This window comes from Brevibacterium sp. FAM 24630, from assembly GCF_049804075.1.
GTDB lineage: Bacteria > Actinomycetota > Actinomycetes > Actinomycetales > Brevibacteriaceae > Brevibacterium.
This window is the reverse complement of the sequence record NZ_JBNBZD010000031.1, coordinates 22,012-34,083: the sequence shown is the minus strand read 5'-3', so window position 1 is coordinate 34,083 and position 12,072 is coordinate 22,012. Positions and strand designations below refer to the sequence as shown.

The 12,072-nt window shown below is 64.3% G+C and carries 9 protein-coding genes and 1 pseudogene; 6 read left to right on the top strand and 4 right to left on the bottom strand.

All coding sequences use genetic code 11. The features are described from left to right. The first annotated feature begins 132 nt into the window (after positions 1-132). Positions 133-774, top strand: a complete 642-nt coding sequence (locus ACPUD7_RS16545) for a proline racemase family protein (protein WP_425120525.1) — start codon at positions 133-135, stop codon at positions 772-774. A gap of 703 nt (positions 775-1,477) precedes the next feature. On the opposite strand, the pseudogene ACPUD7_RS16540 reads toward ACPUD7_RS16545, so the two are convergent. Further along, positions 1,478-1,615: pseudogene (locus tag ACPUD7_RS16540) on the bottom strand (hybrid-cluster NAD(P)-dependent oxidoreductase); the annotation flags it as partial. Positions 1,616-1,652: 37 nt separating this feature from the next. Between ACPUD7_RS16540 and ACPUD7_RS16535 the strand changes: the two are divergent. Next, positions 1,653-2,018: a hypothetical protein gene (locus ACPUD7_RS16535; protein ID WP_135537768.1), complete on the top strand. Its 366-nt coding sequence runs from the start codon at positions 1,653-1,655 to the stop codon at positions 2,016-2,018. A 52-nt stretch (positions 2,019-2,070) separates the two neighbouring features. Next, positions 2,071-2,328, top strand: coding sequence for a hypothetical protein (locus ACPUD7_RS16530; RefSeq protein ID WP_425120524.1), 258 nt, complete (start codon positions 2,071-2,073; stop codon positions 2,326-2,328). A 382-nt stretch (positions 2,329-2,710) separates the two neighbouring features. Here the strand turns inward: ACPUD7_RS16530 and ACPUD7_RS16525 are convergent, their stop codons facing one another. Then, entirely contained in the window at positions 2,711-3,934 is a 1,224-nt protein-coding gene (locus tag ACPUD7_RS16525; RefSeq protein ID WP_425120523.1) for an FAD-binding oxidoreductase, read from the bottom strand. A 74-nt stretch (positions 3,935-4,008) separates the two neighbouring features. Then, entirely contained in the window at positions 4,009-5,358 is a 1,350-nt protein-coding gene (locus tag ACPUD7_RS16520) for an aromatic ring-hydroxylating oxygenase subunit alpha (protein WP_425120522.1), read from the bottom strand. 157 nt (positions 5,359-5,515) lie between these two features. On the opposite strand from ACPUD7_RS16520, the gene ACPUD7_RS16515 reads away from it, so the two are divergent. Both ACPUD7_RS16515 and ACPUD7_RS16510 read left to right on the top strand, forming a co-directional pair. Next, entirely contained in the window at positions 5,516-6,442 is a 927-nt protein-coding gene (locus ACPUD7_RS16515; protein WP_425120521.1) for a LysR family transcriptional regulator, read from the top strand. A 35-nt stretch (positions 6,443-6,477) separates the two neighbouring features. Further along, complete coding sequence (locus ACPUD7_RS16510; protein ID WP_425120520.1) at positions 6,478-7,812, top strand: APC family permease; 1,335 nt, start codon at positions 6,478-6,480, stop codon at positions 7,810-7,812. A gap of 24 nt (positions 7,813-7,836) precedes the next feature. Here ACPUD7_RS16510 and ACPUD7_RS16505 read toward each other — a convergent pair whose 3' ends face one another. After that, complete coding sequence (locus tag ACPUD7_RS16505) at positions 7,837-8,724, bottom strand: hypothetical protein (protein ID WP_425120519.1); 888 nt, start codon at positions 8,722-8,724, stop codon at positions 7,837-7,839. A 173-nt stretch (positions 8,725-8,897) separates the two neighbouring features. Between ACPUD7_RS16505 and ACPUD7_RS16500 the strand changes: the two genes are divergently transcribed. Beyond that, a complete protein-coding gene (locus tag ACPUD7_RS16500) occupies positions 8,898-12,068 on the top strand; it encodes a hypothetical protein (protein WP_425120518.1) in 3,171 nt (1,056 codons plus the stop codon). Positions 12,069-12,072: the final 4 nt, after the last annotated feature.

The window sequence follows — 12,072 nt, the reverse complement described above, 5'->3', positions numbered from 1 at the left end:
CCTGAGAGGTGCCCCTTTCTTGGCCGGGAATGTTGACTTAGAACATCACCATTTTCCCAGCTCAGGAGGGGCATTTCCATTCCACGAACGGCTTGATCCGGCTACTTACATCGGTGGATCAAGGCTACGACAGTGACGATTGATGTGCCCTCGGGGAGGGTGCAGGCTCATGTGCACACGGACGGCAAGGGACGGGCCGCCGCGATGGATTTCGTCAATGTGCCCAGCAGGCTCATCGGCACGGACATTTCGGTTCCCACGAGCCGAGGACCGGTGAGCGTCGACCTCGCCTGGGGTGGGGCGATCTATGCCCTCGTTGACGGCGCGCAGCTCGGTATGGCGCCACCGGGAGACTCAGATGACAGCGGAACAGGCGACGGGAGCGGTGGCGTGATTCTGTCGGAGAATCTCACCGCGCTCATCGGGCTCGGCCGTGAGAGCAAGGCGGGTCTGGCCGGTCGCCCGCAGACCGTGCATCCGGACGACGATCGCCTCTCCGGCGTCTACGGCACGATCTTCGTCGACCGATTCGGGACCGTGCCCGACGGGGCGCTGCACCAGCGCAATGTCACGATCTTCGCCGATGGTCAGGTGGACCGCTCCCCGTGCGGTTCGGGAACAGCGGCTCGATTGGCCGCTCTCCATGCCACCGGTGAGCTTCGACCCGGGCAGACGCTGGTTCATGAGTCGATCGTCGGCACGCGTTTTCGGGCGAGAGTGCTCGAGGAGATCGACCCGCTCGATGACCTCGTGCCCGGGTTCGTGCTGCGGTGAGCCGTCCTGGACTACTTCGTCGATTCGAAGTTGAGAACATCCAGCGCCCCGATCTGAATCTCCTCGCGCCCTCTGCGCTCAAAACATCAATTCTCTAAAGCTGAGACAGCCGCCTCCAGATTCCAGAGATACTCGATTCCCGGCTGTCTCTCCATGCCCTACTTGTTGAGAAGCGGAGTGTTGCGAATTGGCGCTGTTGAGCACACTGCGGCTCAGCATGGAGTCCGCTCTCCGAGCCATGAATCTCGAATCGTCCGATGGCGTACCCAAAACAATGCCTGCTTGACCCGTTGCAGAATCGCTGACCGAGTTATTCGAACCGCCGCCGTGCCAAGACCAATCCTGACCCGAACGTCACGGCAATGCCGAATATCACCCAGGTGACCCAGACTCGTCCAGAAGAAGCATTGTCGAACAGACCGGGCAACAGAAGTATGAAGATTCCTGAAAACACTGCCAAACCGAATATGAGACCAGCCAGTGCATATGGCTTCGACATATCACCCTCACCCTCAGTTGAAGCTGGCCGCCGTCGTCACGGACTCATCGCCCACGTTCGCGTATCCGCAGGCTGCAGAAGCCGCTCTTCTGACCAAAGATCTCGATCGTCAGCAACCTTACCGTCGATGCAGCCGCCGTGCCCGGCATCTCCCGACTGCGGGTCCGGCATCTTGCATGGGCACATATCAATTGGCGACGTCGATCACCGCTCGACGACGAGCTCAGTCAAGGAGGTCGAACAGCAGGGCAGGAACTTTCCGGCCGCGATCTCCTTGGGGCGGATCCCTCCGGCATGCTTCATCTCGACCTCAGCGCAAGCAGATGTGCCTACCACTTTGCACAAGGTTTCTAGCACGAGCTTCGTTGACAAATCCTGCATGAAAGAAGTCAAGCAGGCTTACGAGAAGGTCGGGCAAGAGGCGAGTGCTGACGACCTCGAGATCTGTAAAGGGAATGTGACCGTCGAAGAAGGATCTACTGAGACAGTCGACGTCGGAGAGGCCAAAGCACTCGCTGCTACCCAAGACATGAGCAAGCACGAAACTGCTCAAGTCGTCGAAGCGGCCAAAGCTGGAAAGATCAAGAGCCGGAAATGGAAGCATGCCTACTGGGGTGGCTCCAATTACGAGAAGCATGCTGGCAGAACATACTGGAACGGTTCTCAGGCTTGGGTGAAGAAATATAAAGGTAAGACTGGGTACCACACTTGCCACTCAGAAGGCTCATGGCAGGTCGGCGGCTAAGATTGAATCACTTTTGGAGGCAGTCAGGACGAGACGGATGCAGGTGAAAGACATGGCGACCGAACAGCGTGAGCGATTCATGTCGGCGTCAGAGTGGAAATTCATTGGCTTCCTCGTTCTCGCTTTCTTGCTGACTCCTATCTTTTATGGCCTTCCGCTGCTTAGCCCATTGTTCGCTTTGAGCACGAGCGTCAGGACGCACAGAACGAAAATGGTGTGGCTCTGGGTCGTCTCTTCGCTCCTAGTATTGATGTCGATCGCACCGTTCATCCTCAAACTCGCCGGACTGAGCAACTTCGTCGTTGACTGACGATATGGTGCGTCACCGTTAGTGCACAGTCAGTGCGCGCCCGAATACAGCGAACCTCAACGTAAGCGACCTCAGCAAGATCGACACCCTGCCGACCCTTGCAGCGCTCTGTCGATGCCGAAGCGGCACGCTCCACTCCATCACCGTCGAACCCACTACCGACACCAGCACTCTCCGCGTATGCGCCTGCCGCGGCGATGGATCGAAGAACGCGCTGTACGCGAAGATCCAGCAGCAGGTCGCCGACGACGCCCCCATCGTCCCCGTCACCTACCAGAAGGCGCTGTACGGGGTGAGCAAGGACGTCGTCGGCTTCCGACCCTATGTGCGCGGCACCTACGGCCCAAGGAGACGAAGCTCAAGCACTGAGCGACGGACCCACTCACCTCTCGACGACGAGGTCGGTCAAGGGAGTCGAACAGCAGGGCAGGAACTTTCCGGCCGCGATCTCCTTGGGGCGGATCCCTCCGGCGTGATTCATCTCGACCTCACCGCTGACCAGCACGGACTTGCAGGTTCCGCAGGCGCCTTCCGAGCAGGATGAGGGCACCGACAGTCCGGCGCCCAAAGCGGAGTCAAGGACGGTCGTGGACTCATCGCAGTCGACTACGCGCCCGGAGGCCGCGAATTCGATCGCATGGCTCACACCGGTGGCCCCGCATGCACCGGCCCCGGCTCCCGCGGCCCTCGCCCTCGCTTCGGCCCCGGCCAAACGATCGGCCGGTGAGGTGGCGAAGACGAACGACTCCTCATGCGTCCGAGCCTGCAGCACTCCCGCCTCGGCGAGGAGGGGACGCACCGCGTCCATGTACGGACCTGGGCCGCAGACGAAGGTCTCACGCTCGGCCGCGTCGGGGACGACCTCTGCGAGGGCGGCCGCATCGATCCGACCACGGCGCCCCGTCCACGTCTCCGTCCCTGCGTCCCGGGAGCAGAGGATGGTCACGCTGACCCCGGCGACCTCGGCGAGCTGTTCGAGTTCGGCACGGAAGATGATGTCGGCCGGCGTCGAGGCACTGTGGACGAAGACGATGTCGGTGCCGAACCCTCCCTGGCGGGCCAGCAGGCTGCGCACCATCGACATGATCGGGGTGATCCCGGAGCCCGCGGAGAGGAACAGGTGACGCGCTGCCGGGTGGAAGCTTGTGCTGAAGAGTCCATAGGGACCGTCGACGTGGACCCGGTCACCGACTCGGACCGAATCGTGCAGGTAAGTCGAGACCACTCCCCCGGGCACGCGCTTGACCGTGATGGTGAAGATGTTCGTGCCGAAGGGTGCCGAGGAGATCGAATAGCAGCGCTCACATCCGAGCTCGGGGAAGCGCATCGTCACGTACTGACCGGGGGCGAAGTCGACAGCGGACATCCACCCCGCCCGCAGCTCGAAGGTCTTCACGTCATGGGTGACCTGAGTGATGCCGGTGACCTCGACGGGTCCAGTGAGCAGTTCCGGATCGAGCGGCTCCGCCACGACGGCCAGCTGGCCGATCTGGGCAGGCGGGACCGCCGGAGCGGCCAGTCCCGCCTGCACGGGCCAGTCGGCCCATGCCCGCCCGGTCCTCGCGGGCACACGGAAGGTCGCCTTGCCTGCCGGTGATTCTGCCACCGGACCCCCTGCCGAAGTGACCGCCGCAGATGCTGCGTCGACGAGCCTGGAGGCAAGCGTCGAGTGACGGTACCTCATCGCTGCGCCCCCTTCTCCTTGTGCGCCTTGAGCTCCTTATGCACCTTGAGTCGTTCGATGTACCAGGTGACGAAGTCATCCACCTGCGATTCGGTCGGTGCGTACGGGCCGGGTTCATACGCCGGCGACGAGATTCCCAGATGCCCGCGTTCGCAGAAGGTCGCGTCCTGTTCGTTTGTCTTGATCCACACCTTCGTGAGGTTGTCGAGATCGTAGTCGACGCCTTCTTCCGCATCGGCATGGACGAGCCAGGTCGTGCGCACCAGCGTCTTGTCCTCGGCCAGCGGCAGCAGGCTGAACGTCACCACATGGTCGCCCATCGCGTGGAACCACATGTTCGGCTGCACGTGCAGCGAGGCCCGACCGAGGACGAAGGTGTCGAGGTCACCCAATAGTTTCGCCGAGGCGGCCGAACCGTCCATCGTGTACGACTCGCCCAACCCGTCGAGAGCGGCCCGTTCGATCCGGAAGCCCGTCGGCCGTCCGCTCAGTTGCTCGACGAGAGCATAGGGCAGGCCATTGCGATCGCAGTTGGCACGCAGCTGCTCCTCGGCATCGAGGTAGCGCTGGTAGGCCGGCTGCAGACGCTTGGGAATCTCCTCGGGTTCGTAGCCGTAGGTGGGAAAGAATGTGCAGGTCAGCTCCGGGTGACCGGCTTCGCAGTGGTAGCACTCGCGGTTGTTCTCCATGACCAGCTTCCAGTTCGAGTCCTCGATGAGGTCGCTCTGCGCGGCCACCTTCGTCCCGGCGATGTCATGCCCTGCCAGATAGGGTTCGATGACATTGGCCACCTCGTCGATGTCATCGGGAGGGGTGGGGCTGAGGCAGATGAAGATCAGCCCGCCGATGACGCGGACGTTCACCGAGCGCAGCGAGAAGCACGTCCGATCGAAACCAGGAGCCTGGACGCCCGCGGAGATGAGCTCGCCTGCCGGGGTGTAGGTCCACTGGTGGTAGCCGCACACGATGTTGCCCACCGAACCGGACAGGTCGCCCAGCAGCCGAGTGCCCCGGTGACGGCAGACATTGTGGTGGGCGCGGATCTCCTCATCGTCATCGCGGATGACGATGACCGAGTAGGTGCCGATGTCGATCGTGAGGTAGTCACCGGCTTCGGGCACTTCGGCGGTCGAGGCGACGAAGATCCAGGTCGAAGCGAAGATCGCCTCGAGGTCGCGTGCGAAGAACTCCGGGCTGATGTAGAACGGCGCCGCCAAGGAGTAGCCGGGTACGCGTTCGTCGATGAGTCGGTCGATGTCGGTCCTGCCGTGCCCGCCCGATCCAGCGGCCATGCCCCGGCCGCTCACTCCGGAATCGGTTCTCTTCTGCTCTGGGGCCAGAGTCAATTCGTCCACCACCTCGTCGTGATCGTCTCGGCCGCTTCTCCTGCCGGCCCCTTCGCCGGCCGCAGCCCCGGAGTCTGTGCTCCTTGCCCCCAGTGTCCGCTAGAGGTTTGCTGAAGAAAAGCGAATCTTCTTCATCCGAAACGTGCAATACTATTGCATGATCGATCCACGTCTCCACGTCCTTCGGGTCCTCGCCGAAGTCGGCACCCTCACCGAGGCGGCGCACCGTCTCGGGTACACGCCCTCGGCCGTGTCCCACCAGCTGAAGTCCCTGTCGAAAGATCTCGGCGTACGCGTCGTCGAACCTCGCGGCAGGGGCCTCGTCCTCACCCGCGCCGGCCAGGTTCTGCTCGAGCGTTCGCAGGAGCTCTTCACCCGGTGGGAGGAGATCCGCGGCGAACTCGACGGTCTCGATTCCGGGCTCGACACGCGGAGCAGGCGGCTGCGTCTGTGCGGGTTCTCCACTGCCGCGGCGACCCTGCTGCCTCCGACCGCCCTGGCGGTGCTGGAACGTTTCCCCGGCGCCGAGGTGACGATCAGCGAAGCTGAACCCCAGGAGTGCTTCGATCTGCTCGTTGCCGATCATGCCGATGTCGCCGTCGTCGTGGCCACCGACCCGCTGCCGCCCCGCGGTGACTCTCGCTTCGAACAGTCCGCTCTGTTCAGCGATCGGCTCGATCTCCTCGTCCCCTCGGGACATCGCCTGGCGAGCCGAGCAGCGGTGCCGCTGAGTGAGGCCGCCGAAGAGTCGTGGATCCTCGACCGCCCCGGCTCGCCGTATCACCGCTTGGTGCGCACGGCCTGCGCGGCGGCGGGCTTCCAGCCGGATCACGCCCATCAATCGCGGGAGTGGGAGACCGGCGCGGCCCTGGTCTCGGCGGGGCTCGGCGTCGCACTCATCCCGCGCCTGGCCAGGCTGCCCGACGGATTCGACGTCGTGCGGGTCCCGCTGCGCGGTGACCCCGTCCCCTCGCGAAAGATCCTCACCGGCATCCGATCCGGCTCTGGCACGCAGCCGATCATCGCCGCGGCACTGGCCACCCTCGAGTCGGTGTCCGCCGACGTGGTCCAGCGGGCGAAATGACATACTGACCAGGCGCATCGGATACGAGGAGAATCATGGAAACTGGGCAGCTGCGGCGGACGATCGGACTGAGCGAACTCGTCTTCTTCGGTCTCGTCTTCATCGGACCGGCGGCCGCCGTCGGGGTCTTCGGCACCCTCGACGCCCGCTCAGGAGGTGCTGTCGCGCTCGTCTACATCGTCGCCACGATCGTCATGACCTTCACCGCGGTCAGCTATATGCGCATGTCACGGGAGGTCCCGCGCGCGGGCACGGTCTTCGCCTACGCCTCGGCGGGCATCGGGAAGCCGGCCGGCTTCATCGCCGGGTGGATGATCCTCCTCGACTATCTCTTCATCCCCTCGGTCGCCTACCTGTTCACCGGAATCGCGCTGAACTCGATCTTCCCGGCATTGCCCGTCTGGGTGTTCGTGGCTGTGGCCGTCGTCCTCACCACCGGCCTCAACCTCGCCGGGGTGAAGATCGCCTCGCGCGTGATCACCGGGGTCGTCCTCGCCGAGGTGGCCGTCCTCGCGCTGGTCCTCGTCCTCGGCATCGCCTATCTGGTCTCGCATGGTCCGACCCGCGGGTGGCTGACCCCGTTGACCGGGGTCGACGCCTTCTCGATGACGGCGGTGCTCGCGGCCGTGTCCGTGGCGGTGCTGTCCTATCTCGGCTTCGATTCGCTCGCGACCTTCTCCGAGGAGGCGAAGGGCGGACCTCGCATCGTCGGACGTGCCACTCTCATCTGCCTGATCCTGGCGGGAGTCCTCTTCGTTGCCCAGACCTGGGTGGGCAGTCTCCTGTCACCGCTGTCACCGGCGGATCTGCAGGCCGATCCCTCGCTGGAAGGCGCCGCGTACTACAACGCGGTTGATGCGACGGTCGGTCCGTGGCTGCACTGGCTGCTCGCCTTGGCCAAGGCCGTCGGCGCGGCGTTCTCCGCGATGATCGGTCAGGCGGCCGGTTCCCGCATCCTCATGGACATGGGCCGGGCTCGGCAGGTCCCGAAATTCCTCGCCGAGGTGGCCCCGAGGACCGGTGTGCCATGGAAGGGCATCCTCGTGGCTGCGGGCGGAAATGTCATCGTGGCTGGGTGGGCGGCGACCCGTGCCGATGGCCTCGACCAGCTCACCTCGATCGTCAACGTCGGAGCGCTGAGCGCGTTCGTGCTCCTTCAGGCCTCGGTGGTCGGCTTCTTCCTCATCAGGAAACAGGGCAGCGAGGCACCGGATCGATTCAAACACGGTGTTGTTCCGATCATCGGTGCCGGACTGCTCATCGCCGTGCTCGTGAGCGCGAATCCTCTGGCGCTCCTCATCGGAGGAATCTGGCTGCTCATCGGCATTGCGGTGTTCGCGGTGAATAACCGGCGGCGAATCCGCGGCTGAGCCGCCTCGGGGAGTGGTGGACCGTCAGTCCTGCAGACGAGTCGTGCCTTCGTGGCCGCCTGAGGTGTTCAGCTGCTTGGCGTAGCAGCTGTCGGGACCGAGTCCGTGCGAGGAGCACCAGGACAGGGCATCATCAGGGTCGTTGTAGCCGATTCCGACGACCGTGACCCAGAAATTGCCTTCCTTGAAGCTTGTGAAGTCACCGCTCCAGACGAGTTTGACGCGAGGAAACTCCTCACGCAGCTCTTGATGCTCGTCGAGGATCGCCTGTTCGTCCCAGGTTCTGCCTTCGGCTTTGAGCCCGACCTTCTTCGAGCTCAGCTGGGGCACCCATTTGCCGTTGAGGTCGTCTGTGGCCTCCTTGCCGTCCGCATCGGCGAGCTGCTTGAGTGCCTTCTTCGGGTCGTCGGGCAGCTGCGTCTCTTCCTCGGTGGGTTCTGGTTCAGCGCTGGCCGAACCGTCACTGCCGGTCTCGTCGGCCGTCGATTCCTCACTTGCGGCGACGGTGGACTGTTCATCGGAATCGCGTGGGAACAGCGTCGCAGCACCCCAGCCGATGCCCACGCCGAGGACGATGACGATCACGGCGAAGAGGGCGATCATTGGCCCGCGCTTCTTCGGTGCTGCCGCCGGCTGCTGATAAGGGCCCGGTCCCTGCGGATAGGGGTACTGATTCTGCGAGTAGGCCTGTTGACCGTGCGGATGCTGCGGCCCGGCCTGCGGGTGGGCCGGACCGCTCTGCTGGTGAGGGGGTTGGGCCGGCGGGTGCGGCGGATAGGGTGGCTGCCCTTGCGGAGGCGCACCCCAGCCGGTGTTCCCCTGGGGACGGGGCTGCGACGTCCACTGACTGTCGGACTGGTCGTTGACGTCCCATTCGTTCTCATCCCCGCGCCCGGGAGGGTTCGTACTCATCCGCAACTCCAGATCGATCACGCCGTATTTCAGAAAAAGTCCCGATAGAGAACTTCTCTTGCATTAACAGCCTAATATAAGTTGTGAACTACACATGCTTGACCTGATCAGTTGATTGTTTCGGTTTGAACTACATCGCGGAGCTGTCGAGCAACTGCACTTGAGGACTGGGTATGGACGAGGAATCCGACGAGACGACACCGACCGCCGCCGAGGATCCGAAGGATCGGGATATCGAGGACCAGGAGAGTCCCGAGCCAGGGCCCGAGCCCGAACCCGGGCCCGAGCCCACGGCCGACGATCGGCCCGATTCCACCGAAGAGACTGCTCGCTGGGCGCCGCCGAAAGACGGGATGCCCGCCTCCCCGCAGACAGTCGACCCCTATCAGCAAGCAGCCGGACCGTACCCTCCAGCCCCCGGTGCCCCTCCGCACGCCGGTGGGCCGCAGGCTCAAGGGTCCGCTCCCCACCAGCAGGGTGCCCACCCTCAAGGCTCGGGTCGCTATCAGCACGATCCCTATCGGCAAGACCCCTATCAGCAGGGGCCCTATCAGCAAGGACCCTACCAATCCGGTCCCGTGCCGTATCCCGCACCGCCTGGCTACCCAGCACATGTCCCGAAGTCGAAGTTCGCCTCGGCGCTGGCGAAGGGTTCCACGTGGAGAACGGCCCTGATCCCGCCGGGGATCGCCCTCCTCGGCGGCATCATCGTCTCCATCATCCTCACCGTCATCCTCACGTCGATGTCAGAATTCAGCGCTCTGACCGAGGAGACCGGCTTCAACCTCGACAGCCTCAGCTACGCTCTGCCCTTCGTCCTCATGGCACTGTCCCTGTTCGGTTCGGCGGCGCTGCGTCTCGATATCAATGCTCCTGACAGCTTCAACGCCCAGCTGAGCATCTTCACGACCGGGGCGCCCTTGGTCGTGACGATCATCATTGTCGGCCTGCTGTGGTCGATGACGAAGATCAGCGAACGCCGCTCCCCTGCACCCAACCGGGTGTCCACGTGGATCCGCATCGGGGTCTCGACCCTGGCGATGACGCTCGTGCTCTTCCTCCTCCAGGTCATCTTCGCCGCGCGCTTCTCCTCGTTCGAAGAAGACGGTGCGCTCACCTTCTCCTACTCGGCGGTTACCGTCCGGTCGTTCTTCCTGCCCCTGCTCGTCATCCTCATCACGAGCATCGCCGGCCGGATCGCCGGACATTTCAAAGGCACCGAGGCGATCGGCGCACCGTTTCTGCGCTGGGCGGTCCCACCGCTGCTGGTGACCTGGGTCCACCTTGCCCTCTGCACCGCCGTGTTCTCGATCGTCGCGCTCTTCGTCCTGCCGCTGTCCGTCGAGATGCCGGGCCAGCTGGTACCGCTGACATTCATCAACATGGGTCTCTTCCTCACCTCGCTGACCCACCTCGGCGGAATCGGCGCCACCGCCCAAGGTGACTTCGGCGTCTACTCGGACACCTTCAGCGAAAGCCTCACCCTGTTCAGCCGCGACGCTCCCGGCCTGCTGTGGCTGGGACTGCTCGTAGTTGCGGTCGCGGTGCTGATCGCGACGGTCGTCGCCACCGTCACCCGACGTCCGGCCTGGACCGTCGTCGAGCAGGACAAGCAGCAGTGGTCGAGTGCCTGGAAGCTGCCGGTGGCGTTCTGCCTCGTGTGGGGTCTGCTGTCGCTGCTGGCGATTCCTGCGCACCTGTCGATGTCCGGATCCGCCGAGGCGGCCATGTACTTCGGCGGTTCCGGTGCTGCCCGTGCCGGAATCGGCCCCCTGGCCTGGACGTTCCTCATCTTCGCCGTCTGGGGTGGGATCATCGAGGTGCTCTCCCGCACCCTCGGTCCACGACTCGCTCTCACCTTCCCGGCCCTGGCCCGGATCGCCGCCGGACGGACCGTGCATCCGCACTGGGGACCGCACCTGGGCATGAGCGAACCGCGTTTCGCCTTCGTCCATCCCGACCTGGCTCAGACAACCGCTCCGACGCCGCCGCCGGTCGCCCCCGGACCCGGCGAAGTCGGGCAACAGGCGCCCGGCGGATATCAGGATCAGCCCGCATCGCCTGAAGCGTTCGGCTCGCAGGGCCACCTGCAGGGTCCGCAGCAGTTCTCCGCCCCGGTCGGCCCGCAGCAGCATCCGAGACCGTCAGACCAGCAGCCTTACGCCTACCCGCAGGGTTCGGTCGGCCAGCAGGCCTATTCGGCGCCACAGGGTTCGGCCAGGCAGCAGTCGCACCCGGTGCCGCAGGGAATGTACGCCGCACAGCCGCCTGCAGGTCCGGCCAGACCCTTCGACAAGAAGAAGACGACTCTCGTATCGGTCGTGGCCGGAGGGGCCGTCCTCCTCCTCGTCGCCGCGCTCATCGTCGTCACCCAGGTCAATGGGCACATGTTCGGTCCTGAAGCGACAGTGGAGAAGTACTTCGCGGAACTCTCCGACGGCGACGCCGAAGGGGCTCTCAAGGTCGCCGACGTCGATGTTCCACAGGAGTCACGGACCCTGCTGACGAACGACGTGCTCGGCGGATCCAAGGCGCTGCCCGACGATGTCACCGTCGACGATGCCGAGATCTCAGGCGACACGGCGACGGTCGCGGTCACCTATGACGTCGGAGGGTCCAAGGGCCACAGCACCCTGACCTTGCACCGGGCCGGGAAGAAGGCTCTGTTCTTCGACGACTGGGCGCTCAAGAGCCCGGATCTGCTCACCCTCACCGTCGACACTCCGGGCCTCAAGAAGGTCAAGGTCAACGGAATCGACGTCGACAGCGACGGGTCGACGCTGTCCCTGCCGGCCTTCCCCGGTCTCTACACGATCGATGTGGCTGAGAAGTCCGACCTCATCACTGCCGACGAGGTCGAGGTGCGAGCGTTCCTCGGTGATGACGCGGACAGGGAGGGTGAGGAGACACCGATGCTCGCCGCCCACCCCTCGGACGCGTTCCGCAGTGAGGTCGACAAGCAGGTCAAGACCCTCATCGACAGCTGCGCGAAGAAGACCGTCGCGCAGCCTGACGGGTGCCCGTTCGGCTCCTCGCTGGCGGAGAGCTACGATGCCACCGGCCTCAAGTGGTCGATCTCGTCATATCCGACGGTGACCGTCGCCGATGACTCCATGGGCGCCGACCAGTATTCGGATCCCGCGGATGCGACCGGTCCGAACGGCGGACCTGCGTGGCTGATCTCCTCGGACACCTCCGGTGAGGCGCTTGTGACCGGCAGCTACGACATGTTCGACGAGTCCGAACCCTTCGATGACACCGTGACCTTCGACCTCACCGGCACGGCTGAGATCGTCGACGACAAGGTCGTCATCACCGTCACCGACGACCCCTGGGACTGGTGACCGA

Bases quoted from the DNA above. Each gene is read 5' to 3' on its own strand.
- ACPUD7_RS16535 (WP_135537768.1), top strand. From the start codon at position 1,653: ATGAAAGAAGTCAAGCAGGCTTACGAGAAGGTCGGGCAAGAGGCGAGT.
- ACPUD7_RS16530 (WP_425120524.1), top strand. From the start codon at position 2,071: ATGGCGACCGAACAGCGTGAGCGATTCATGTCGGCGTCAGAGTGGAAA.
- ACPUD7_RS16515 (WP_425120521.1), top strand. From the start codon at position 5,516: ATGATCGATCCACGTCTCCACGTCCTTCGGGTCCTCGCCGAAGTCGGC.
- ACPUD7_RS16510 (WP_425120520.1), top strand. From the start codon at position 6,478: ATGGAAACTGGGCAGCTGCGGCGGACGATCGGACTGAGCGAACTCGTC.
- ACPUD7_RS16505 (WP_425120519.1), bottom strand. From the start codon at position 8,724: ATGAGTACGAACCCTCCCGGGCGCGGGGATGAGAACGAATGGGACGTC.
- ACPUD7_RS16500 (WP_425120518.1), top strand. From the start codon at position 8,898: ATGGACGAGGAATCCGACGAGACGACACCGACCGCCGCCGAGGATCCG.